General features: G+C 43.1%; 22 protein-coding genes and 1 riboswitch. Of the genes, 2 read left to right on the top strand and 20 right to left on the bottom strand.

Annotation, left to right across the window (positions count from 1 at the left end; all coding sequences use genetic code 11):
* Positions 1-48 precede the first annotated feature (48 nt).
* The 12 genes from purE to CTY48_RS19180 all read right to left on the bottom strand — a co-directional run bounded on the left by purE (position 49) and on the right by CTY48_RS19180 (position 10,931).
* Positions 49-564 (bottom strand): 5-(carboxyamino)imidazole ribonucleotide mutase, encoded by a 516-nt coding sequence (purE, locus tag CTY48_RS19230; RefSeq protein WP_099470230.1) that lies wholly within the window; start codon positions 562-564, stop codon positions 49-51.
* Between the two features lie 33 nt (positions 565-597).
* Complete coding sequence (locus CTY48_RS19225; protein ID WP_099470042.1) at positions 598-1,725, bottom strand: 5-(carboxyamino)imidazole ribonucleotide synthase; 1,128 nt, start codon at positions 1,723-1,725, stop codon at positions 598-600.
* Between the two features lie 167 nt (positions 1,726-1,892).
* Positions 1,893-3,968 carry an aminopeptidase gene (locus CTY48_RS19220; RefSeq protein WP_099470041.1) on the bottom strand — a complete coding sequence of 692 codons (2,076 nt, stop codon included), beginning with the start codon at positions 3,966-3,968 and terminating at the stop codon, positions 1,893-1,895.
* 21 nt (positions 3,969-3,989) lie between these two features.
* On the bottom strand, positions 3,990-4,325 hold the full coding sequence (locus tag CTY48_RS19215; protein ID WP_099470040.1) for a DUF6142 family protein: 336 nt from the start codon (positions 4,323-4,325) through the stop codon (positions 3,990-3,992).
* Positions 4,322-4,786 carry a VanZ family protein gene (locus CTY48_RS19210; protein WP_099470039.1) on the bottom strand — a complete coding sequence of 155 codons (465 nt, stop codon included), beginning with the start codon at positions 4,784-4,786 and terminating at the stop codon, positions 4,322-4,324. The genes CTY48_RS19215 and CTY48_RS19210 overlap by 4 nt, the downstream gene beginning before the upstream one ends.
* Before the next feature lie 83 nt (positions 4,787-4,869).
* On the bottom strand, positions 4,870-5,022 hold the full coding sequence (locus CTY48_RS19785) for a hypothetical protein (RefSeq protein ID WP_180272787.1): 153 nt from the start codon (positions 5,020-5,022) through the stop codon (positions 4,870-4,872).
* An 18-nt stretch (positions 5,023-5,040) separates the two neighbouring features.
* The gene (gene pyrE / locus CTY48_RS19205; RefSeq protein ID WP_099470038.1) at positions 5,041-5,715 is read right to left on the bottom strand and encodes an orotate phosphoribosyltransferase; all 675 of its coding nucleotides are present in this window, start codon (positions 5,713-5,715) and stop codon (positions 5,041-5,043) included.
* A 30-nt stretch (positions 5,716-5,745) separates the two neighbouring features.
* Positions 5,746-6,648, bottom strand: a complete 903-nt coding sequence (locus CTY48_RS19200; protein ID WP_099470037.1) for a dihydroorotate dehydrogenase — start codon at positions 6,646-6,648, stop codon at positions 5,746-5,748.
* Positions 6,648-7,415, bottom strand: coding sequence for a dihydroorotate dehydrogenase electron transfer subunit (locus tag CTY48_RS19195; RefSeq protein WP_099470036.1), 768 nt, complete (start codon positions 7,413-7,415; stop codon positions 6,648-6,650). Before CTY48_RS19195 ends, CTY48_RS19200 begins: the two co-directional genes overlap by 1 nt.
* Before the next feature lie 17 nt (positions 7,416-7,432).
* Entirely contained in the window at positions 7,433-8,356 is a 924-nt protein-coding gene (gene pyrF / locus CTY48_RS19190) for an orotidine-5'-phosphate decarboxylase (protein ID WP_099470035.1), read from the bottom strand.
* An 18-nt stretch (positions 8,357-8,374) separates the two neighbouring features.
* Positions 8,375-9,658 (bottom strand): dihydroorotase, encoded by a 1,284-nt coding sequence (locus tag CTY48_RS19185; RefSeq protein WP_099470034.1) that lies wholly within the window; start codon positions 9,656-9,658, stop codon positions 8,375-8,377.
* A 184-nt stretch (positions 9,659-9,842) separates the two neighbouring features.
* On the bottom strand, positions 9,843-10,931 hold the full coding sequence (locus tag CTY48_RS19180) for a glycoside hydrolase family 88/105 protein (protein WP_099470033.1): 1,089 nt from the start codon (positions 10,929-10,931) through the stop codon (positions 9,843-9,845).
* A gap of 163 nt (positions 10,932-11,094) precedes the next feature.
* Between CTY48_RS19180 and CTY48_RS19175 the strand changes: the two genes are divergently transcribed.
* Entirely contained in the window at positions 11,095-11,946 is an 852-nt protein-coding gene (locus CTY48_RS19175) for an AraC family transcriptional regulator (RefSeq protein ID WP_099470032.1), read from the top strand.
* A 75-nt stretch (positions 11,947-12,021) separates the two neighbouring features.
* Entirely contained in the window at positions 12,022-13,698 is a 1,677-nt protein-coding gene (locus CTY48_RS19170; protein WP_236355041.1) for a S8 family peptidase, read from the top strand.
* Positions 13,699-13,819: 121 nt separating this feature from the next.
* Here CTY48_RS19170 and CTY48_RS19165 read toward each other — a convergent pair whose 3' ends face one another.
* The 8 genes from CTY48_RS19165 to dapA all read right to left on the bottom strand — a co-directional run bounded on the left by CTY48_RS19165 (position 13,820) and on the right by dapA (position 24,657).
* Positions 13,820-16,231 carry a ribonucleoside triphosphate reductase gene (locus tag CTY48_RS19165; RefSeq protein ID WP_099470031.1) on the bottom strand — a complete coding sequence of 804 codons (2,412 nt, stop codon included), beginning with the start codon at positions 16,229-16,231 and terminating at the stop codon, positions 13,820-13,822.
* Positions 16,232-16,397: 166 nt separating this feature from the next.
* Positions 16,398-17,648, bottom strand: a complete 1,251-nt coding sequence (hflX, locus tag CTY48_RS19160) for a GTPase HflX (protein ID WP_099470030.1) — start codon at positions 17,646-17,648, stop codon at positions 16,398-16,400.
* 19 nt (positions 17,649-17,667) lie between these two features.
* The gene (locus CTY48_RS19155) at positions 17,668-18,714 is read right to left on the bottom strand and encodes a tetratricopeptide repeat protein (RefSeq protein ID WP_099470029.1); all 1,047 of its coding nucleotides are present in this window, start codon (positions 18,712-18,714) and stop codon (positions 17,668-17,670) included.
* Positions 18,715-19,075: 361 nt separating this feature from the next.
* Positions 19,076-20,569, bottom strand: a complete 1,494-nt coding sequence (gene galT / locus CTY48_RS19150) for a UDP-glucose--hexose-1-phosphate uridylyltransferase (protein ID WP_099470028.1) — start codon at positions 20,567-20,569, stop codon at positions 19,076-19,078.
* 10 nt (positions 20,570-20,579) lie between these two features.
* Positions 20,580-21,572 carry a UDP-glucose 4-epimerase GalE gene (gene galE, locus CTY48_RS19145; RefSeq protein WP_099470027.1) on the bottom strand — a complete coding sequence of 331 codons (993 nt, stop codon included), beginning with the start codon at positions 21,570-21,572 and terminating at the stop codon, positions 20,580-20,582.
* A gap of 55 nt (positions 21,573-21,627) precedes the next feature.
* A complete protein-coding gene (locus tag CTY48_RS19140) occupies positions 21,628-22,791 on the bottom strand; it encodes a galactokinase (RefSeq protein ID WP_099470026.1) in 1,164 nt (387 codons plus the stop codon).
* Between the two features lie 196 nt (positions 22,792-22,987).
* Positions 22,988-23,743 (bottom strand): 4-hydroxy-tetrahydrodipicolinate reductase, encoded by a 756-nt coding sequence (dapB, locus tag CTY48_RS19135; protein WP_099470025.1) that lies wholly within the window; start codon positions 23,741-23,743, stop codon positions 22,988-22,990.
* 23 nt (positions 23,744-23,766) lie between these two features.
* A complete protein-coding gene (gene dapA, locus CTY48_RS19130) occupies positions 23,767-24,657 on the bottom strand; it encodes a 4-hydroxy-tetrahydrodipicolinate synthase (RefSeq protein ID WP_099470024.1) in 891 nt (296 codons plus the stop codon).
* A 263-nt stretch (positions 24,658-24,920) separates the two neighbouring features.
* A riboswitch (Lysine riboswitch) is annotated at positions 24,921-25,103 on the bottom strand.
* Positions 25,104-25,187: the final 84 nt, after the last annotated feature.

The following is a 25,187-nucleotide window of genomic DNA, read 5'->3' as shown; positions in this document are numbered from 1 at the left end:
TGCACTGTTGTGCGGTTGGTTATTGTGGCTGTTTCTTTTGCCTATCTATTACATCTGATCTAAATAAGCCTTATATTTGATATCCCCCAGCTTGGAGGCTTTTTCTTCTACCATTGTCTCCAAATCTTTTGCATAGTCTTCCACTCTCTTTGACAATTTATCATCGCCTGTGGCAACAATCTTTGCCGCCAGCAAGCCCGCATTTAAGGCTCCGTTTATCGCTACGGTTGCAACCGGTATTCCCGGCGGCATCTGCACAATGGAATAAAGCGAATCCACTCCGCCAAGTGCCTTTGTCTGCACCGGTACGCCGATAACCGGCAATGGCGTCATCGCCGCTGTCATACCCGGAAGATGTGCGGCTCCTCCGGCTCCCGCGATAATAACCTTCAATCCTTTTTGCTTTGCCTCCTTGGCATAGCTGTATAGCTTGTCAGGGGTGCGGTGAGCCGACACGATTGTAAGCTCATAATCTACATCCAGAGCGTCCAGTATCTCTGCCGCTTTTGACATAACCGGCAAATCCGAATCGCTTCCCATAATAATTCCTACAACTGGCTTCATATTTTGCATTGTCCTTTCCTCAAAATCCTGTGGCTAGTAGCTTAATTTATCATAGGCTCCTCTCACCTGTGCAAGAGCCTCCTCTATCGTATCTCCTGTGGCAGTGATATGTCCCATTTTTCTGCCCTTTGACACGGTTTCTTTTCCGTAAATGTGAAGCTTGACATTGCTGTATTGATAAGCCTCTTCAACTCCTTTTAGCTCCGCTTTTCCGCTCTTGTCACCGATGATATTTTTCATCGCTGTCGGGCGGATGAGTGCCGGGTTTCCGAGCGGAAGCCCTAAAATAGCACGGATATGCTGCTCATATTGGGATGTATAACAGCCCTCAATCGTATAGTGACCGGAATTATGGGGCCTTGGTGCCAGTTCATTGACCAGTATTCTGCCCTCTTTTGTGACAAACAGCTCAATACATATCATTCCGTAAGCATCAAAGGCTGACAGACACGCTTTGGCTATCTTAAAGGCTTCCTTGTTGGATTCCTCACTGATTTTTGCCGGAACGGTTGTCTCATCCAAAATACTGTTTTTATGCACATTCTCCGCAACCGGAAAAACTGCAACCTCACCGTTTATGCTTCTGCATGCGAGTATCGACACCTCTTTTTCAAACGGAATCCACTCCTCTATCATAAGCGGCAAGGTTCCGCCTCCAAGTGCTTCATATGCCGTTTCCTCATCTCCGGCTTTCTCAATGACTGCATTTCCTTTGCCGTCGTAGCCTCCGGTACATGTCTTTAATATCATCGGATAGCCAAATTTTTCATGTGCAGCTTGAAGCTCGCTAAGATTGTTGATGAAAACATAATCGGGAATTGGTATTTGATGCGCTCTCAGCCAGTTATTCTGGTCATACTTATTCTGGATGTGAGAGAGTGTTTCACTGGAAGGGTAAACCTTATGTCCCATTTTCTCCAGCTCCTGCAATGCCTTAAGACTGATATGCTCAAATTCATAGGTCACAACATCAGACTTTTCCGCCAACTGCTTGATGGCTTCTATATCATCAAAACCTGCGACGATATGCTCATCTGCAATGCTGTGAGCCGGACAGTTTTGTGTCGGGTCCAGAATCACAAAATAGTAATCCAGCCTTTTTGCATCCAAAATCATCATCTTTCCCAGCTGACCGCCGCCTATGATACCAATTCTCTTCATGCTTTCTCCTTTATTGTAAAAAACAAATTTCTTTTATAAGTCTAATTACTAAAAATCGTTCTATTTATAAGTAATTTTACTAGGACTTTTCTGCCTAGTCAACCTATATTTTGCATTTTGCGGCTTTCTGCCTATTAGATTTTCTAATCAATATTTAGTCATTTTCCTTACATGTCAAACGGTTTGTTCAATTCCTCCGTCCCCGCTAAGACAAAACGTGAGTCCTTAATAATCGTAATTCCATTTCCTTCCTCTGTCATCACGGTGATTTCTCCCAACTCCTCATACGGAATGGTGATATCGGTATGGCAGTTGAAGTACGCCTTACTCACATCTTCTTTTCGGAGAATGGAAATTTCATTGTCCTTCGCCACAATTTCCTTTTTGTTCGGATTGTATATCTTATTGTCCTCCGACCAGCTATAGCAGGTGTCACCCACTGCAAAATGAGGTCCCATCTTTTCCGCAATCAAAATCGGAAGCTTATCTGCGATATCATATTTTTTTGCGACCATGTAAGCAGTCGTGTTCGTTCCGATGGCAAACTCTCCCATTGGAAGCGTCTCATGATTGCGCAGAATGTTCTCTTTGATGAACTTTTTATTCTCTTCTTCCTGCTCAAAGTTCTTGCATGTGTAGTTCTTAATTTTGCCGTCCTCAAACTCAATTTCCAAATCAATGTATTTTAACTCATTTAAGTAGACCTGGCTGACATGCAAAATACCGTTTGTTCCCTTCAAAACAGGTGAAGTGAACACCTCGCCGACCGGAATATTGACATCTGCAACACAGTTTTCAAACTTTGTCTCTTTCTCCTTGTCCGCAAGCTCCTTTAGCTGTACAGTCAAATTCGTCTTGTTTCCATTTCTGCCCTTGATGACAACGTGGCTTCCCTCATCCAGCGCATCGATGATAATCTGCTGGATACCTTCATATAGCTTATAATCGAGTGTGTTAATTTTTACCGTCTCATCAAAGATTTCCTCGTATTTTTCTCCAATCTCCGGTACCGGATAGGCGATAATCGTAAAGCTTCTCTCCTCGCCTTTAATATACTGATTTACAAGCTGTCCTGCTTCTGTATCATATTCCACAGACCATTTCTGCTGCTTGTCTGACAGCGTAAAGCTCTCCGGTTTACTTTCCGGTGCAAACGGAACCTCTCCAAAAATCTCCATCACCGCAGGTCCTGCAAACTTGGAAGCCTCTTTTTTATATTTCTCATATGCCACCTTTAAAACGCCAAGCTTTCGCTCCACAAATGCCTTATCCAGATAAATCGCATTGTCTGCACGATGGTCATATTCAAACTGCTTGTTTGCAATGGCGCCATAATAGCCCATCTTATAATGCTGCTTTTTATTTATCGTATTGACTGCCGCTCTGTGAATCGCCGGACGAAGTCCCATTTTTTCAAACTGCTCAATTGCTTTTTTCACGATGCGCTCAAATCCTAAATTATAGCGGATATTTACAATTTCCTTCTTTGATAAGTCCTTATTGCCAAGGATAAAGCCCATGCGGTAGCCTTCCGTATAGGTGCTTGCCATCGCCTCGATCTGTTCCTCGCTCATATTATTTAAATGCTTTGCTGTTTTCAGTTCATTTTCCGTAATATACTCTCCGAATTTATACAGGTAACGCAAGTCTGACAAGTCTTCCTTCGTGATAATATCCGCCGCAAAAGACAGCTCTATGTCAAGCTGCTCTCTGATTCGATATTCCACCGTCATATCGGAGTAGTCGCTTACAAACCAGTACAGTGTATTTTTCACAGTCTCCGGCGTGAGCTCTTCCATATCCTCAAATGCATTGTAAATCTCGATAAACAACTCATTGTGAATCGTAATGTCCGTCAGTCTCTGCTCGTAGGCATAGATAATCATACCTCTTATTTCCGTGTATAAAAAGCTTAAATATCTTCCGTATTCCTCTCCGAGGTGATTAACTGCATACGCTGGATTTCCGTAGCTTCTCTCATAGTTATCGCCTAAAATATCCTGATAGAGTGATGTATTTAATGCCTGCACCTCTTCAAGGCTTTTTGCCTCCAACTCATCGCGCTGTACCATTCTCACCAAGTCAGCGATTTCTATAATAAATCTTGCCGTCCTATGAAAAAAGTCGCGGTAAGGCTCCGCCACATTCTCTTCCTTTGAGATTACCTCAATTCTCTCCATGGAGAGGTCATATCTCTCCATTATCGCTTCATTTTCTTCTTTAAATAATTCTCTATAATTCATATCTGACTCCTTTTCTTTTTCTTAATACCATGTTCCTATCACATAGATTGCAATCCAAAATATTAAAATGATGGCATTGGTAATCGACCCGATTTTAGAAAACAGGTAATACCGCTCCTTCTCTCCAAAGCTTTTAAGCCCTTTCACCAAGCCTACGATTGCAATAATCAGCGCCGACAATCCGATAGAACCTGTATAAATTCCCGCATTACCTTTTTGAAGGTAGGAAATAATAAACAGGGCAATCATAAGCCCTAACGAAATCACTCCAAGCACCGTTGATGTAATGCCGGAAACTGCATGTCTCTTATCCGAAAATTTTATATCCTTTTGTTTTCTCTTTTGCCTTCTCTTCACTTTTTTGACCACTTTCTATAAATTTTCACCATGATGCTATACAAAATAAAACCAATAAAACCTCCGATTGTATTCAGCACCAAATCATCTACGTCAAAGCTTCCCACTTTGAAAACAAGCTGCGTCACCTCAATCACAAGGCTCAGCTCAAAACTCACCAGTGTGACAACCAAAAGCCTTCGAAGCTTTGTGCTTAAAAGGGGAAGCATAGCTCCAAACGGAATGAAGCATATGATATTTCCAAATATATTTGTGACAACTGCCATCATTCCAAGTTCATTGCGATAGCGAATAAATCTTTTTATCTCTTTGAACAAAATTAAATTATAGGAATATTCTCTGTTACTCACAGTGCGCCCCATGCTCTCTGCAAAAAACAGGAAATAAACCAAGAAAATAATATATATAATAAAAAGCAAAGTTCCTATCCATTTTACCTTATTTGCTTCTTTCTTTTTCAATCTTGCTTCCTCTTTTCCCGTCTACCAAAATAGTGCCTCAAAATAAAATTATTATTTTAAGACACTATTTTGCTTCTTTTTTACTAAAATATAATCTCAGATTTATTCTTATGAAGTCTTCCGCCGCCTACAATAAGCAGAATACCTGAGACAACGCCCACAACAATCACAATAATTCCAACTGTAATGTTCAGCGCACCCACGCCGCCCATTGCTTTATATGCTTTTTCACCCATATTAAGTCACCTCCCAGACTATTTTACGCCGTATTGCTCATAGTATGCATCAATTGCATTTTTCAAAGTATCATCTATTATAATGTTTCCTTTGTATTCCTTGTTATACAAATGCTCCACAACCTCTGCCATCGTTACAATAGCAGTCGTCTTTATGTTGTAGTTTTCCTCGATTTCAGCTAGCGCACTCTTTTCATGCTGTCCTCTCTCCATTCGGTCTACGGATACCACAAGTCCCATAACATCAACATTTCCCTGTGCCTTGATAATCGGAAGTGTCTCCTGTATGGACGTTCCGGCAGTTGTCACATCCTCGATGATGATAACCTTATCTCCGTCACTGATTGGACTTCCAAGTAAAATCCCGGTGTCCCCGTGATCCTTTACCTCTTTTCGGTTGGAGCAGTATTTGATATCCTTGTCATATTTTTCACTCATTGCCATTGTAGTCGCTACCGTCAGAGGGATTCCCTTGTAGGCAGGTCCGAATAATACGTCAAAATCCACTCCGAATTTGTCATGAATCGCCTGTGCATAATAACCGCCCAGCTTACTAAGCTGTGCACCTGTACGGTAAAAACCTGTGTTCACAAAAAACGGGGTTTTTCTTCCGCTCTTTGTCACAAAATCTCCAAACTTCAGCACGCCGCAGTCTACCATAAATTCGATAAATTCTTTCTTGTATTCGTTCATAGTATTTTCCTCTCATTCTGTCTATTTCACTTACTTTACCGCACCAATCAATTCCTGTATATCTTCAATCTTGTTTCTTCTCATATAGTCTGCAATACCGTCAACAACCTCCTGCGTCGCGAACGGATTTGCAAAATTGGCGGTACCTACGGAAACTCCGCTTGCACCCGCAAGAATAAATTCCACTGCATCCTCATAGGTTGCGATGCCGCCCATGCCGATAATCGGAAGCTTCACTGCATTGGCAACCTGATATACCATTCTGACCGCAATCGGCTTGATTGCAGGACCGGACAATCCTCCTGTTTTATTGGCAAGAGCAAAGCTTCTGCGGTTTATATCAATCTTCATTCCGGTCAGCGTGTTAATCAAGGATAAAACATCGGCTCCGCCTGCCTCTGCTGCTTTGGCAGTCTCTGTGATATCCGTCACATTCGGGCTCAGCTTCATAATAACCGGCTGCTTTGCGTACTTTTTTATTTCCTTTGTAATTGCCTCAACGGAGCTTGCATTTTGTCCGAAGGCAATTCCGCCCTCTTTTACATTCGGGCAGGAAATGTTGATTTCCAGCATATCCACAGGCTCACTTGCGAGTCTTTCCACAACTTCACAGTAATCCTTTGTCGTTTTTCCACATACATTTACAATGATCTTGGTATCATACTTCTTCAAAAAAGGAATATCCCTTTTTATAAACACTTCCATGCCCGGATTTTGAAGTCCGATTGCATTCATCATTCCGCCGTAGGTCTCGGCTATTCTAGGGGTTGGATTTCCCGTCCAAGGTACGTTGGACACGCCCTTTGTCACGACTGCTCCCAGGTGATTCAAATTCACAAATTCACTGTATTCCTCGCCCGAGCCAAAAGTGCCAGACGCGGTCATAACGGGGTTGTTTAATTCTACTCCTGCCAAATTTATCTTCATATTCATTAGAATTCTACCTCCGTCGCCAAGAATACAGGACCTTCCTTGCAAACTCGCTTGTTATTCACGTTCGTATGCTCATCCTTCTCCTTGGATTGACACACACAGGCAAGACAGGCACCGATGCCGCATGCCATTTTTTCCTCCAAGGAGAGCCAAGCTTCGATGTTGTGCTCTATCGCATATGCCTTGATTGCTTTTAACATAGGAGTCGGGCCGCAGGCATAAATAATCTCCGCCTCCAGCTTGTTCTCCCGAATGGCGTCCATGACGTTTCCTTTTGTTCCGGTGCTTCCGTCCTCGGTTGCCGCATAAAAATCACCGTTTTGCTTCAGTTCCTCCTGCAAAAACAGCTCATCGCGGTATCCCGCCACAATATCCTTCTCGCCCTTTAACGACTTTGCAAGTTCAAGCATCGGCGGTATTCCGATACCCCCACCGATTAAAATCGCTTTTTTATCGCTGAGAGGAAAGCCGTTTCCAAGCGGTCCCAAAACCCGAACAGAGTCACCTGCCTTATATGAAGAAAATTCCTCTGTTCCTTTTCCCAATATGCGGTAGACAATTCTGAGTGCATTTTTTTCTGTATCTATCTCGCATATACTGATCGGACGCGGCAGCATTCTGCTCTGGTCGTTGCAATAAACTGATATAAACTGCCCCGGCTTTGAGGCCTTCGCAATATTTTCTGTCTGAATCCACATGCTATATACACCTGCTGCCAGCCTTTCCTGACTTAGCACAGATGCCGTTTCCTGAAATTTCTCTGACATTGTATTCCCTACGCTTCCTATTTGTTAAGTGCCTGATTGATGTCCTCTATCATATCCACAACCGCCTGTCTGGATGCATCCGCAAAAGCTTCCTCACCAAACTTCTGGTATTTTTCCATTTTATAAGCAGCAATGATTCCTCTTGAGGAATTGATGATGGCTCCTAAGCCGTCCTCATTAAAATACGGAAGCAAGTCGGAGGCTTTTCCTCCCTGCGCACCATATCCCGGCACTAAAATAAAAGATTTTGGCATAACCTTTCGAAGCACCTTGCCCATCTCAGGGTAGGTAGCACCAACTACGGCACCGATATAGCTGTAGGAGTCGCCCATACAATCAGCGCCCCACTCGGCAACTTTTTCGCCTACATATTCATATAATGGTTTTCCGTCAATTAAACGGTCCTGAAATTCTCCGCTTGATTTGTTGGAGGTTTTCACTAAGATAAACAATCCCTTTTTCTCTTCCTTGCAAACGTCAACAAAAGGCTTGATACCGTCTGTTCCAAGGTAAGGATTTACAGTTATAAAATCTTCATCAAACGGCGCATAGCTCTTTGAACCTACCTGCACCTTGCCGATATGCCCCACGGCATATGCCTCAGAGGTAGAACCGATATCGCCTCGTTTGATATCACCGATTACGACCAAATCCTTTTCCTTACAGTAATCAACCGTTCTTTTAAACGCTTTCAGCCCTTCTAATCCAAACTGCTCATACATTGCAATCTGTGGCTTTACCGCCGGTATCAAGTCATGCACTGTGTCCACAATCTCCTTGTTGTACTGCCAGATTGCCTCACCTGCGCCTTGAAGTGTCTCACCGAATTCGGCGAAAGCACGCTTCCTGATATGCTCCGGTACATAGTCAAGCATTGGGTCCAGACCTACCACGATTGGTGCATTTGTCTTTTGAATTTTCGTTATCAGTTTATTTATCATAATATCCTCCGTATTGAACTAATTATTTTGATACACAACTTTTCCGTTCACAATTGTAGCGACAACCTGTCCCTTCAGCTTTCTTCCTGCAAAAGGGGTATTCTTGCCCATCGAGGCAAAATCATTTACATCCACTACATATTCCTTCTCCGGGTCCAGTATGACAATGTCCGCTATTTTTCCTTCCGCAAGTGTTCCTCTGTCTATGCCGATTACCTTCGCCGGGTTATAGCTTAATTTCTCCGCCATCTGCATCGGTGTCAGATAGCCCTTATCAACCAGCTCGGTGATTGTGAGGGAAGCCGCTGTTTCCAGACCTACTATGCCAAAAGGTGCTTCCTTTAATGACTTTGCTTTTTCCTTCGCATGGTGAGGCGCATGGTCTGTTGCGATAATATCCATAATATCATTTTTAAGCCCCAGCTTCAAGGCTTCCACGTCCTCCTTCGTACGAAGCGGCGGATTCATTTTGTAGTTCGTATCTCCTGCTACAATATCGTCCTCTGTCAGGGTAAAATGATGCGGGCAAACCTCGGCTGTCACGGAGATACCCTTTTTCTTTGCCTCCTCAACCAGACTGACACTGTCCTTCGTCGAGCAATGACACAGATGAAGCTTCGCATTCGTTTCTTTAGCTATCAAAATGTCTCTGGCTACAATGATGTCCTCCACCAAATTACTGATGCCTTCCACTTGAAGCTCTTCCGACTTTGCTCCTTTATTAATCACCCCTGCACCAACCAAATCCTTGTCCTCACAGTGGGCAAATACCGGAATACCAGAGCGCGCTGCCAGTCTCATGGCTTCCTCATATAATTTTACATTCATAACGGACTTTCCGTCCTCGCTGATAGCAATCGCTCCCGCCTTTGCCATGCCCTCGATATCAGCTAACTCCTCGCCCTGCTGTGCGACCGTGACCGCACCTACCTGGCATATATTAACCGCTGCAACCTCTGCTGCCTTGTTCAGCACAAACTTAACACGGTCCACATTGTCAATGACTGGCTTCGTGTTCGGCATTGCACAGATTGTTGTGAAGCCTCCTCTTGCCGCAGACCTTGCCCCTGTTGCTATCGTCTCCTTGTTCTCAAAGCCTGGCTCTCTCAAGTGTACATGCAAATCAATAAACCCGGGCATAACAAAACAACCCTTCGCGTCAATCACAGTAAGCGTCTCCTCTTTTTCCTGAATATTGGCGGCTTTCTTTGCAATTTTTCCGTCTTCAAGGAGTAAATCCATCACTTCGTCCTGTTTGCTCGCAGGATCAATCACCCTGCCATTTTTAATTAACAGCTTCATATTTATTCCTTTCTAAATCCATTTCCTGCAAATATTTATTTTTATTGTACCACACTCCCAAGAGTGTCACAATAATAAATCTATTACAAAAATACACCCTTTTTCTTTTAAAAAAGGGTGTATCCATTTTCTCTGTACAAATTATCTTTTAACTTGTCATACCTTACATCTTTTTTGTAATGTTTTATGCTAAATTCATTTCTGCGCACATGATGATAAATGCTCCCGCACCGTGCAAATCATTTGTGCTTGTCGGACGGTCCAGGTAAAACTCATAGTCGCCGATTCCGGTTCCCACACATACGCCGTCAATGACGATTCCGTTTTCATCTGTTTTTAAGCGGTTAATCACACCCTCAAAACCCTTTTTTGCATATTTTAAGTAAATTTCATGCAGGTATCCCATGCGGACTGCCTTCGCAATTGCGTAGACAAATAGGCAGGTGCAGGATGTCTCCAGCCAATTTCTTGAATCGTCTACTCTGTCTATTACTTGATACCAAAGCCCTGTCTCCTCATCCTGAAACGGAATGAGTGACTTGATGACATTTTGCAAGATATGTACAAGCTTCTTCTTATCTTTATGGTCATCCGGCATAGAATCAAACATCTCCAATATTGCAACCGGAACCCAACCGATGGAGCGTCCCCAAAACTGCGGTGCTCTTCCTGTCTCGTGAGAAGCCCACTCCGCCTCCCTGCTCTCATCCCATCCGTGATACAATAATCCTGACTTTTCATCAACCGTATTCTCATAAATCAGCTTTGCCTGCAAAGCTGCCATGTCAAAATATTCCGGCTTCTGAAACATATTCCCGTATTTAACGGCAAACGGACCTCCCATAAAGAGGCTGTCCAGCCACATCTGATTCGGATACATGCCTTTATGCCAAAAGCCTCCGACAGAGTTTGTCTTCCAGTTTTTTAGCAGGTCTCCAAGCGTATCCAGCGCCTTTTTATAGCGTTCATTCTTCGTTTTCTCATAGAGGGAAAACAATAACATTCCGGGCTGTACATCATCAAGCTGGGTAGGGTCATAATCAATAATCATTCCCTCTTCATCTATCACGCTGTCAATCCAAGCTTTTATATACCCGGCATACTTTTCTCCGCCGTTCTGATTAAGACATTGCTCCATCCCCAGCAAAAACACACCCTGATGATAGTGAAAATGCCCCGCAGGCGGTAAATTCTTTGCCTCAAATTTTGCTATCAACGTATCACAGGCAAGTTCGCCCCACTGCAACGGTGTTTTTCCGTTTATCTTTTCCATGAAAATACTCCTTTCACACTGGCTGTTTCAATCACAGCTCTTATACCCCTATCATAAACGATTTATCTGTACATTTATTGCCGAATCGTTTAAAATCTTCTTATATCTTGTTCTTTTGTTATTTTTCCTTTTTACAATCACATTTACTAAGGAGGCTGCCGTGATGGATGAAAACTTTACCCTTAACGCAACAGAAGATTTATTTTCTGTTTCCAAAAGAAAACAGGCGGAACATCTTATGCCAAACAGTCATTTTCACAGCACCTATGAGGCATATTATTTACTGTCCGGTGAACGCACTTTCTTTATCAAGGACCGTACTCTTTTGCTAAAGGCTGGTGATTTTTTGCTTGTACACCCAAATGTGCTTCACAAAACTGCCAATACCAATCAGCCTGAGCACGAAAAAATAATATTGAACTTTAAGGAAGCCTTCCTGCCTTCCCTGCACGAGAGCTTTTTTGAGACACTGCGCCCCGAATTTTCGAAGGAATATCTGGTCATTCACTTTTCTATGCAGCATAGACTGCGCTTTGAGGATTATCTTTTGCAGATTGTAAAGGAAGCACAGGGATTACGCGAGGGCTATGATATTGTAATACAATCACTTTTGGCACAACTTCTTGTTTTTGCATCCCGGCATATGGAATTAAACAATATGGAAGCCTTGGAGTACATCAATCCGATGCATGAGCGTGTCTCTGAAATTGTCCGCTATATCAATGCAAATTACAAAAAAGATTTATCACTTTCCCTTGTGGCGGATCATTTTTTTGTCAGCCCCTATTACCTAAGCCGAACATTTAAAGAGGTGACTGGCTTTAGCTTTGTGCAATATATTAACAGTGTGCGGGTAAAAGAAGCAATTAAGCTGTTGGAAAATACTTCCCTTAAGGTATACACAATTGCTGAACGTGTGGGCTTTGGAAGCATCACACATTTTGGACGGATTTTTCGTGAAATTACTGGGCATTCCCCACTTTATTACAGAAAGCGAGACGCGCAAAAAGGCTAAATGCTTGCATAACAGGGTTCTTTCCTTCATATGATGTAAAAACAATGCCTATTTTGACAATACAGGAGGACAGCATTGGCAAATGAAATAATAAGCGAAGATTATCTAGATATTATAGTAGAAAATGAACTGTTGCCTCTGTTTAGAAATAGCCCTTACACAACTATTACCTTTGTCTCTTCCCTTGTCCATATCCCGGTAAATACATTTAACAAGTGCTCCCTGGGGCAGGCGACCTTTTCCTATTCCGTTCTTCCGATTCTTTACACTACCGAGGCCACCCTTAGTCTGGAGAAATCGGGCATTCAGCAAATTCAGCTCAACCCCAACTTTAACCTCTACGGACAAGGTGTATTGATCGGAATAGTCGATACCGGTATCGACTATCAGCATGAAGCCTTCATAGGAAGGGACGGAACAAGTAAAATAGTCTCTATCTGGGACCAGACAATCAATGATGGTGGAAATCCGCCGCAGGGCTTTACCTACGGAACAGAATACACAAAGGAGCAGATTGATGCCGCATTAGCAAGCGAGGATCCCCTGGCCATTGTTCCCTCGCAGGATGTAGAGGGGCATGGTACCATGATTGCCGGCGTTATTGCCGGAACACCCAATGTATCTCAGGCTTTCAGCGGCGTTGTCCCCGATTCTCAACTCGTTATAGTAAAGCTAAAACCCGCAAAAATAATTAACAAGGAAATGCTTTCCATTCCCGTTGATAGGCTCTGCTATCAGGAATCAGATATCATGTTCGGAGTCAACTATTTAATCTCCGTCGCTCAGCGTTTAAACCGTCCCCTGACTGTTTGTATTGCACTCGGAAGCAGCCAGGGCGGACATGACGGTTACGGAACCCTAAGCCGCTATCTGGCATATGTCACCCGGCTTCCGAGTACTGCAGTCGTTGCTTCTGCCGGAAATGAAGGAAATACAAGGCGGCATTTCAACGGAACAACTAGGGCAAGCGGTGAGATTACCGAATTTGAATTAAATGTAAGCAGTAATGACAAGGAATTTTTTATGGAGCTATGGCAGCAGATTCCATTTCGCCTTTCCATCGATATCCGCTCTCCTACCGGAGAATACATTGCTCCGATTTACCCTACCTTAGAAGAATGTAATGAAATAACCTTTATCTTTGAGCCCAGCAGATTGTATGTCAACAATATGTTGTTCGATATCCAGTCCGGTGATCAGCTTATTCTAATTCGGTTTAATAACGCACAGGAAGGAATTTGGCGCTTTGGAATAAGAAACATTGATAATACGGTTTCCGAATTTAACGTATGGCTGCCCGCCGGCAACTTAATTTCGCCGGAAACCTACTTTCTCAATTCGAACCCGGATATCACAATTACCTCCCCCGCTAATGCCCCCGACATTATGACCATTACCGCCTATGATCCCACAACGGATGGAATCGCTCCCTTTTCAAGCAGAGGGTACACACGCATCGGAGGCATAAAACCGGATTTGGCGGCCCCCGGTGTCAATCTCACCTGCCCTACCTTGAACAACGGTTATGGCGCCATAACCGGAACCGGAGCCTCTGCCGCCCACACAACAGGAATCACTGCGATGGTATTGGAATGGGCAGTAGTGGAAGATAATTTTATACCGATTAACGGATTTATCATTAAAGAATTGCTTATAAGAGGTGCCAGACGCCTGCCTACTCTGACCTATCCAAACAATGTATGGGGCTACGGCATGGTTGATGTCTATGGTATGTTTCGAATGCTTATTTAGCCTGCATACAAAAAAGGGAAGCCCTTCACTTGCCGGAAATTGCAAGCAGAGCTTCCCTTTCTTTATTTATGACAAGCGAAGCAGCAAGCAGCTTCCTCTTGTTTTTAACTGTTCAATAGCTTTATTTCACGTCATCTATATATTTTTTAATATTTGAAGCATTGACATATTTTTCTGCCTCGCCGTCTTTGATAACAATCAACGTCGGAGCCTGCATCACACCATATTTTTGCGCCAGGGAACTATTTTCCTCCGCATCGACAATCTCATATTCTTCCTCTGACAAATATTCCTTTGCCACTTTGCAATTCGGACAGGTTTTTGTGACAAATAAATATTTTGTTTCTTGGTTTGCCGGTGTAATCGTAACCTCATCATTTGAAATGGTCATATAGCTTCTACGTGCAGCTTCCTCATGTTCTGTACTGCAAGCCGCCTCTTTCCATGCATTGCCTTCACAGGCATTTTCCTTATCATAGGTTACCCTGTTTTTATATTCCTGTGTCTTTCCCTCATTCCAGTTCTGAACCGGTCTGTAATAGCCCGTAATACGGCTGTATACCTCCGCCGTCGCGCCGCAGATCGGGCAGTTGAAATGCTCGCCGCTGATATAGCCATGGTCCTTGCATACAGAATATGTCGGTGAGATCGTATAATAAGGAAGCTTATAGTTGTCTGCTATCGTTTTAACAAGCTTAGCTGCTGCCTGCCAATCCGGAAGCTTCTCACCGAGGAAGGAGTGAAATACCGTTCCCGATGTGTACAAAGTCTGTAGCTCATCCTGTATATCCAGCGCTTCAAAAATATCCTCCGTGTAGTCTACCGGCAGATGTGAGCTATTTGTGTAATAAGGGGTATCGTTTTCATGCCCCGCCGTGATAATAGCAGGATGATGCTTCCTATCATGCTTTGCAAGCCGGTATGTCGTGGATTCCGCCGGCGTCGCCTCTAAATTATATAAGTCGCCGTATTTTTCCTGATAATCGGACAAACGCTCTCTCATATGATTTAGGACTTCCTTTGTAAATTCTTGTGTCTTTTCCTGTGTCAAATCTGCCTTGAGCCAATTGGCATTTAGCCCGACCTCATTCATTCCAATCAGTCCGATTGTAGAAAAATGGTTGTCAAAACCAGCCAGATAACGTTTTGTATATGGATACAAGCCCTCATGAAACAGCTTTGTGATAACACCTCTTTTTATCTTTAGAGAACGTGCGGAAATATCCATCATACGATCCAGTCTCTGATAAAAGTCCTCTTTGTTCTTTGCCAAATACGCAATCCTTGGCATATTAATCGTCACAACACCTATCGATCCGGTGCTCTCTCCGGAACCGAAGAAGCCGCCTGTTTTCTTACGAAGCTCCCTCAGATCGAGCCTTAACCTACAGCACATACTTCTCACGTCGCTTGGCTCCATGTCACTGTTGATGTAGTTGGAAAAATACGGAGTTCCATATTTTGCCGTCATTTCAAAGAGCAGCTTGTTATTTTCCGTCTCGCTCCAGTCAAAATCCTTTGTGATGGAATAGGTTGGAATCGGATACTGGAAGCCCCTTCCGTTCGCATCGCCCTCAATCATCGTCTCGATAAAGGCTTTGTTAATCATATCCATTTCCTTCTTACAGTCCTTGTACTTAAAATCCATCTCCCTGCCGCCTACGAGGGCATTCAGTTCAGCCAAATCATTTGGAACAGTCCAGTCAAGCGTGATATTGGAAAACGGTGCCTGCGTTCCCCAGCGGCTCGGTGTGTTGACACCATAGATAAAGGACTGAACACACTGCTTCACATCATAATAGCTTAAATTATCCACCTTGACAAACGGTGCCAGATAGGTGTCAAAGGAGGAAAATGCCTGCGCTCCCGCCCATTCATTCTGCATAATACCAAGGAAATTAACCATCTGGTTGCAAAGTGTAGAAAGATGGCTTGCCGGCGCAGAAGTAATCTTTCCGGTAATGCCGCCAAGACCTTCCTGAATTAACTGCTTTAGAGACCAGCCCGCACAATATCCAGTCAGCATGGACAAATCATGCAGATGAATATCCGCATTTCTATGTGCATTCGCAATTTCTTCATCATAAATTTCAGAAAGCCAGTAGTTTGCCGTCACTGCCCCCGAATTACTCAGAATAAGTCCACCCACCGAGTAGGTAACGGTTGAATTTTCCTTGACGCGCCAATCTTCCACCTTGACGTAGCTGTTTACAATGTCCTTGTAATCCAAAATAGTGGATTTCATATTACGGATTTTCTCTCTCTGCTTCCGGTATAAAATATATGCCTTTGCCACATCTGTGTAGCCTGCCTGCTCAAGAGTTGCCTCCACACTGTCCTGAATATCCTCCACATGAATCAGCGTATCATTCATCTTCTTCTGAAAATCTGCCGTCACACGCAGTGAAAGTAAATCGATTATCTCCTCGTTATACTGCTTTTGCGTTGCATGAAACGCTTTTGAAATCGCCTCATTGATTTTTTTTAAATTAAAATCAGCTACTTCACCGTCTCTTTTTACTACTTGAAACATTACATATCCCTCCCTATTTTTCCCAACACGTACTATGATCCGTTAATGAAAATTTTAGCAAATTTCAAATAGAAGGTCAACAAAAAAACACTACATATTGTGTTTTTTGTTAATTTTACACAATATATAGTGTTCCTGGCATTTATGCTTGACAGTCACCAAACTCTTATTTTACAACCGTTTCATAGTATTGGACCGGAACATATGCCTTGACGTAAATACCGTCATTTTTATATTCCTCCTCCAACAGCTCACCGTGTTTTCTTATAATTTGAATCTTTCCTGCCTCGTCATATGGGAATAACCGTTCTACCAAAATATTCTGCTGCCTTAAAAGCTCTTCAAGCTCCGCCTGCAATTCCTCAAGTCCTTCTCCACGCTTTGCCGATATATGAAGGATTTTATCTGCGCGAAAATCCCGCAAAATAATTCTCTCCTCAAGCTTATCCTGCTTGTTAAAAAGGGTAAGCACAGGCTTGTCCTTAATGCCGAGACTGTCCAAGGTCTCATATACAATATGCATCTGTTTCTCCATCTGCGGATTGGAAGCATCCACCACATGGATAATAATATCGGAATACTTTGCCTCCAGCAAGGTGCTCTTAAATGCCTCAATCAAGTGATGAGGCAGCTTTCTGATAAAGCCGACCGTATCCGTCAGCAGCACCTGCTGCTTGCTCGGAAGCTCCAGCATTCTTGTCGTCGGATCAAGCGTTGCAAATAGCTTATCCTCCTCAAGCACACCCGCTCCCGTCAATGTATTTAAAAGTGTGGACTTTCCTGCATTCGTATAACCAACGATTGCTGCCACCGGAGTGTTTTTCTTACTCCTCTGGCTCCTTGTCACCTCTCTGTGACGCTCCACCTCCGCCAGTTCCCTTTTAAGCTGGGAGATACGCTCCTTTGCCAAACGTCTGTCCATCTCAAGCTTCTTTTCACCGGGACCTCTTGTTCCGATACCGCCTCCCAGACGGGACAGAGAGCTTCTAAGACCTACCAGACGGGCAAGGCTGTATTTTAACTGTGCCAGCTCAACTTGTATCTTACCCTCACTCGTTGTCGCTCTTTTTGCAAAAATATCAAGGATAACCAAGGTCCTGTCCATCACCTTTGTCCCAAGCTGCTCTTCCAAATTACGAAGCTGCGCCGGAGACAGCTCATCATCACAGACTACTCCTGTCGCCCCTAGCTCTTCGACCAGCTCTCTTGTCTCCTCAATCTTTCCTTTTCCGATATAGGTTCCCGCATGAATCGCCTCACGGTTTTGGACTACCGTTGCAATTGCCTCGGCACCTGCGGTCTTAACCAAATCAGCAAGCTCCTCCAAGGACTCTCTTGTATCATCCTCGTCGTTTAAGCACACACCGATTAATATTACCTTTTCTTGTATTTCATCTAATTCTATCATTTCAGACACGCTTTGCTCCTCACTTTTGTTATCTCGTCTTTAGGAACTCATATTCCCTGCTCGCCGTATTGTCATTTGGATAAAGCGAGGCATATGCCTCCATTTTCTCACTCGCAGCCGCAAAATCACTCAGGTATTCATATGCCACTATCTCATTAAACAAAAGCTCTTGAATGGAGTCTCCCTCATTCAATGCGATACCCGCCTGAAATGCCGTCAAAGCCTCATCATAGCTTTCGCTTTCCATTTTACACATACCGAGGGTATTGTAGACCATTCCAAGCCCGCTTGCGCCCCCTGCCCCTGCAATGTATTCCTCATACAAAGCAGTTGCACTGTTGTTATCAGAAAGCTGCTGATATACCTTTCCAAGATACAAAAGCGCCTCTTTATTTCCCGCTTCTCTTGCCTTGGTCAGAGAACTCATGGCATTTTCAGTATCTCCCAAGTAGTAGTAAATCATACCTTTTTTCAAGCCGTCATCCTTGCTGTCAATCTCCAGCGCTTTGTTCAGATAGCTTTGTCCCTGCTCCGTATAACCTTTGTTGTTTAAATTGTTAAAAATATTAATATACATTTCATATTCGTTTTTATCACAGTCGATTGCCGCGTTAAAATCCTTGGTTGCACTGTCTAAATCCCCATCTGCAAGATATACGGTTCCACGCAGGTAATATGCTCTTGAATCCTTCTCATCAAATGCAAGAATATTTGTATATGTCTGTATCGCTGCCGCTCTGTCACTGTTTTTGTACTGTGCCAGTGCAAGATAATAGGATGTGTCAATCTCCAAATCCGTCACCTTGCCGGATGCCTTCTTCAAGGCTATCTTTAAATTCTCGATAGCAGTCTCATACTCTCCCTTTCCTATGTAAGCAATCCCATTTCCGCGAAATACAAGCTGTTCATCCTCGCCCTTGCTTGCCGCCGTCTCAAAAAAGGTCAGCGCCTCATCATAGCTTTTGTTCTCAATCGCCGTCATTCCCTGCTCCGTATATGACGTTTCTTCTCCCGCCTTAGCACATCCGCCAAGCAGACATGCTGCTATTATAAAAATGGTCATCCATCTCTTCATAATATCCTCCAAACTATAACCAAAATTCTACAAAAAACTCATGTCGCTATTATACCATTTATTTGGTAAGAAATATATACATTATTTTTAACTGTTCAGAGCCAAGCAAATTTGATAAAGCTTATGCGTTAAATGCTCGCATTTATAAGCATACTCTTTATCAAATTTATTTGGCGGATACGCCACATCTTGAAAACACGTAGTGTTTTCAAGATTGGTTCTGAACAGTTACCATTATTTTATTCTCTCCTGAGTTTGCCTGCAAAAAGCCCCGCGTCCTTTTCTCTTCAAGGCAGCGAGGCTATGCTCATTCTTTATTCTATATTTGCCAACTCATAAAAAACAATTAATATCACTTATATTATAGTGATACAATAAACCGTTCAAATGCCGCTCTTCCTTCTTCCGTGCACTTGTATACACCGGCATCCTCCAATACTCTTGTAAAGACAATACCGATCTCTTCTTTTAGTATATCCATGATTGTCTCTTCGCTCACATCACTGTATTTTGGCAGGAATTCTTCAACCCAGTCTGCATGCTTTGCGAGCATTTCATTTTCCCGGATGTTCTTTTTCTCCACTATATAACGGGAGAGTTCCTGCATTTCATCTTTTAGTCTTGCCGGTAAAACGGCGAGTCCCATCACCTCAATCAACCCAATGTTTTCTTTTTTGATATGATGAAGTTCATTATGCGGATGGTAAACTCCAAGCGGACATTCCTCAGTCGTGATATTGTTTCGAAGAGTCAGGTCCAGTTCAAATAAGTCTCCTGATTTTCTGGCAATCGGCGTAATCGTGTTGTGAGGTTCCTTGTCCGTGTAAGCATAGACAAATGCCTCTTCATCGGTGTATTCACGCCATTTTCCAAGAATATAGTCTCCCAGCTCCACCAAACGTTCGGCACTCTTGGAACGAATTCGGATAACGGACAGCGGCCATTTTACAATACCTGCCTCCACATCTTCAAAACCTTTTATCGCATAGGTTTTCTCGATCGGTGCTTTCGCCATCGCAAATTCATAGTTTCCTCCCTGGAAATGGTCGTGGCTTAATATGGAACCACCCACGATAGGCAAATCGGCATTGGAGCCGATAAAATAATGCGGAAACAGCTTAATAAAATCAAACAGCTTTTTAAAGGTCGCCTTTTCAACCTTCATCGGTACATGTTCCCCGTTGAATACAATACAATGCTCATTGTAATAAACATATGGAGAATACTGAAAGCCCCACTGGCTGTCATTGATTTCAATCGGAATAATCCTGTGATTTTGTCTTGCCGGATGGTTAATGCGTCCCGCATAGCCTTCATTTTCCTTGCACAGAAGACACTTTGGATAGCCGCTTGGCTTGGCAAGCTTTTCCGCCGCAATTGCCTTCGGGTCTTTTTCCGGCTTTGAGAGATTGATTGTAATATCCAAATCACCATATTCCGTTTTTGTAATCCACTTCATGTCCTTCTCTACTCGGTAGCGCCTGATATAGTTGCTGTCCTGACTGATTTTATAAAAGTAGTCGGTAGCCTTCCTCGGCGCTTCCTTGTAAAGATTGTGAAAACGTGAAATCACCTCACTCGGTCTTGGCAGCAGTACATTCATAAGTTTTGTATCAAATAAATCTCTTGTCACAATACCATTATCATCAATAATCCCCTGCTCGTAGGCGTAATCACACAAAGCGTCAAGCACCTTTTCCAAATCAATCACTTTGTCAGCCTCTTCCGGCTCCTCATATTCATCAAGCTTTAACAGCTCCAAAAGCTGATTTGTCACATAGATGATATCCTCTTTTTCAATCAGACCGGTTTCCAGACCATAGGTTACAAGCTGTTTTATATTTCTGTTTATCATGTTCTTCTCCTTAAACGGTTTTAAATCCCTGCGGATGTGACTTATGCCACTTCCACGCATCAGCAATAATCTCCTCTAAATCAGCATGCTCCGGCTTCCAGCCAAGTACTGACTTCGCCTTTTCGCTGGACGCAATTAACTGGGCAGGGTCTCCGGCTCTTCTCTCTGCCACAACTGCCTTGATTTCTTCACCGGTTACCTTTCGTGCCGTATCAATCACTTCCTTAACCGTGAAACCGACTCCGTTTCCTAAATTAAAGATGTCGCTCTCGTTTCCTTCCATCAGGTACTGCACCGCAAGAATATGTGCCTGTGCAAGATCTGTGACATGAATATAATCGCGGATACAGGTTCCGTCCTTCGTGTCATAGTCCTCTCCAAATATCTGTATCGCCTCTCTCTGCTTTAACGGCACCTGTAAAATCAGCGGTATCAGATGAGTTTCCGGCTTATGCGCCTCCCCGATTGTGCCGCTCTTATGCGCACCGCAGGCATTGAAGTAGCGCAGCGATACATATTTTAAACCATGTGCTTTGTCTGTCCATTTGAACATTTTCTCCATCGAAAGCTTCGTCTCACCGTATGTATTCGTCGGCTCTGTTTTATCTCCCTCCAAAATCGGGATTCGCTCCGGTTCCCCGTAGGTTGCCGCTGTGGAAGAGAAAACAATTTTTTTCACATCATGCGCAATCATGGACTCCAACAGTACCTTCGTTCCGCAGAGATTATTGTCATAATATTTCAGCGGGTTTACCATACTCTCACCCACAAGGGAGTTTGCCGCAAAATGAATGACTGCATCAATCTTTTCTTTATCCAGCACCCCATCCACAAACGCACGGTCTCTGATGTCTCCTTCGTAAAATCTTGCCTTTTCATGTACAGCCTCTATATGCCCGGTTTCCAGATTGTCAATAATGACTACGTCGTTTCCTCTGTCAATCAGCTCATATACCGTGTGACTTCCGATGTAGCCTGCTCCGCCTAGTACTAAAATGGTCATGTCTCTTCCTCCGATTTATTTTTTAATTTGATTTGTTTTTGTTATTTTACTCTTCTTATATTACCCTTGCACCTTCTCCTATGTCAACCACATAGAAGTCTGCTGCATATCCTATCTTCTCCAGATATTTTGCTCCTACCTTGTCAATAAAGCTCTCTACCTTGTCATTTTCCACAATGCTTACCGTACAGCCGCCAAAGCCTGCTCCTGTCATTCTGGAGCCGATTACACCTTCCTGCTCCCATGCTGCTTCTGCCAGCGTATCAAGTTCAATTCCCGTCACCTCGTAGTCATCACGAAGGGAGACATGTGATTCGTTCATCAGCTTTCCAAACAGGGCAATGTTATTTTCCTTCAATGCCTTTACCGCCTTGATGGTTCTTTGGTTCTCATACACCGCATGCTTTGCTCTCTTTCTTCTCACAGGGTCTGCGATTGCACTTTCCACCTCGTGGAATTCCTCCTCGGTCAGCTCTCCAAGCGACTGAACAGCTTTCACCTTCTGGATTTCTGCCAGAGCCGTCTCACATTCGCTTCTTCTTTCGTTGTATTTAGAATCTCCGAGTCCACGCTTTTTATTGCTGGAAATAATGACAATTTTACTGTTTTCCAGTTTAATCGGTGCGTATTCATAGGATAAATCGCTTGTGTCAAGGAAAATCGCATTATCCTTCTTACCCATCGCAATGGAAAACTGATCCATAATACCACAATTTACACCGTTAAAATTATTCTCTGCATACTGTCCGATTAATGCGATATCCACCATCGTCACATCCAGTCCAAGCATATCCTTAAGAAGAACTCCGGTCACCACCTCAACGGAAGCAGAGGAGGAGAGACCTGAACCGTTTGGAATATTTCCGAACAAAAGAATATCAAAGCCTGTTGAAATTTCATAGCCCTTTTTCTGAAATGCCCACATAACACCCTTCGGGTAGTTTGTCCAGTCTGCTGCCTTATCAAACGCAAGACTTTTTAAATCAGCTTCAAGCATACCAAGCTGTTCAAAATTCATAGAATAAAAACGCAGCTTGTCATCCTCCCTCTTTCTTGCAATCGCATACGTTCCGATTGTAAGCGCACACGGGAATACATGACCACCATTATAGTCTGTATGCTCACCAATGAGGTTTACTCTTCCGGGTGCAAAATAAGCCTTGATTTCTCCGTCGCTTCCAAATACTTCTTCGAATTTTTTTATCAATTCTTTCTTCATCTTTACGCTCCTTTATAAATATATATTTTCTGTTTTAAAACATATTTTATGTTGTTAATTCTATTATACCATATATATGCCTGTTGTAAATAAGAAAATAGATTAGATAAAGTTGTGATGTGATATAAAAAAGAATGTGCCAAGACACATTCTTTTTACAAGTCTATTGATTATCATTCATTTTATAGTCTGCTTTTTATCCTATCACATGGCTCATATTGTAAAGTCCGGGCTCTTTTCCTGCAAGAAATTTTGCCGCTTCCACGGCTCCCTTTCCAAAGACTGCCTTGGAGTACGCCGTATGTTTAATCTCAATTACCTCGTCTGTTCCAGCAAACAATACCTCGTGCTCTCCCACAATCGTGCCGCCCCTCACCACGCTCATTCCGATTTCCTTCTTCTCTCTCTTCTTTTGTTCCTGCGTTCGGTCATACTTATATTCGTATTCATTGTCAAGCACCTCATTGATGGAATCGGCAAGGGCAAGCGCCGTACCGCTTGGGGCATCCACCTTCTGGTTGTGATGCTTTTCAATTATCTCCACATCATAGCCTGCCGGTACAAATACCTTCGCAGCATCCTGAAGAAGCTTTAACAGCGTGTTGATTCCAAGAGACATATTGGCAGATTTTAAAACAGCCACCTTGCTGCTGTCCTTCTCAATTCGCTCTATCTGTTGCTCAGATAAGCCTGTTGTACATAAGACAACGGGAACTTTATTTTCTATACAATAGTCAAGAAGTGAATCTGTCGCCTTCGGGGAAGCAAAGTCTATGATGACATCTGCCTTCACATCACATTCCGAAAGCGAGCGAAACACAGGATAATCATTTTTCTTTTCTGCATTTAAATCAATGCCTGCAACTATCGTACTGTTCTCATCATTTTTTACAATTTCCGATATAACCTGACCCATATGTCCGTTACATCCGTGCATTATAATTTTTATCATATTGCCTCCTACCTATTTTATCGTTACACTAATTTAATTCCAAAATCCTTCATTGCCTGTGCGAGATTTTTGGCATGTACTTCCTCCATCTCCGTCAGCGGCATTCTGAGAGGACCTACCTCGAAGCCCATCAGATTCATGGCTTTTTTAACCGGAATCGGATTCACTTCGCAGAATAACTGGTCAATCAATGGAATCGCCTTCAACTGAAGAGCAAGACTTTCTTCGCGGTTTCCTGCGTGATACATTGCAACGATATCATGTGTTTCTCTCGGCGCAATATTGGATAGAACCGAGATAACACCAAGTCCGCCTACGGACAGCAACGGTACAATCTGATCGTCATTTCCGGAGTACAGGTCAATATCACCGTTTGTCAGCTGCATCAGCTTGACAACCTGGGAGATGTTTCCCGTTGCTTCTTTGATTGCAACGATATTATCTACCTCTTTCACAAGTGCTGCCGCTGTCTCAGGAAGAATATTGCAACCGGTTCTGCTCGGAACGTTATACATAATAATCGGAATGTCAATATTTTTTGCAATCTCAGTATAATGCGCTGCCAATCCCTTTTGTGTTGCCTTATTATAGTAAGGGGTTACAATCAAAGCCCCGTCCGCACCGTAACTTTGTGCCTCCTTTGACAGATAAACCGCAGTATTCGTACAGTTAGAGCCTGTGCCCGCAATAACCGGAACTCTCTTTTTCGTTCTCTCAACCGCTACCTTAATACACTCCAAATGCTCCTCATGTGTCAGCGTGGAAGCTTCCCCTGTCGTTCCGCAAATGATAATGGAATCCGTGCCATTGTCAATTTGGTAATCGATGATTTCCTCCAGCTTTTCATAATTAACCTCAGAATTCTCCTTGAACGGTGTGACAATCGCTACACCTGCTCCTTTAAATATTGCCATGTTCAAATCCTCCTTAAACAATTTTTACTTAATTGCTATGGTAATATAGTCTATCCATGAAATTATCTTTTTGTGCACTCCAGCTTAATAAAATAATGTGACTTGGCACATTATTGCGCCCAAGCGGGTTGTGAAGCAACTTCTTCTTTGCACGATGCGCATAATATCTTTTAATGATAGGGAATTTGAGAACTTTCCTGTCATACAAAAAAAGAGCCGACGCAGTGCATCAGACTCTAAAAAGATTTCGTTTTCATTACTTTCTTCCAGATAGCGCACCACCTTATACGAATAAGATGACAGTCACATAGCTATTCACCATATGCCCAGAAAATATATATATACAGGATATATATCTCTTCGGCGTTATCCCCTTTCTATTGTTCTCTTCTATGCCTGACACATCAAACAATATACTCTTGTCAAACGCAACCTCTACCAAAGCAGTTTCACAACTGCTACCTTTATTAAGTTATCCTTACTATATCACCATTTATGTGTGCTGTCAACCGTAACGATAACTTTAGTCA

Origin of the sequence: Konateibacter massiliensis, assembly GCF_900184995.1 — a bacterium.
GTDB classification, from domain to species: domain Bacteria; phylum Bacillota; class Clostridia; order Lachnospirales; family Lachnospiraceae; genus Lachnotalea; species Lachnotalea massiliensis.
Note: the sequence above shows the minus strand (reverse complement) of the source record. Positions and strands in the feature narration are given on the sequence as shown.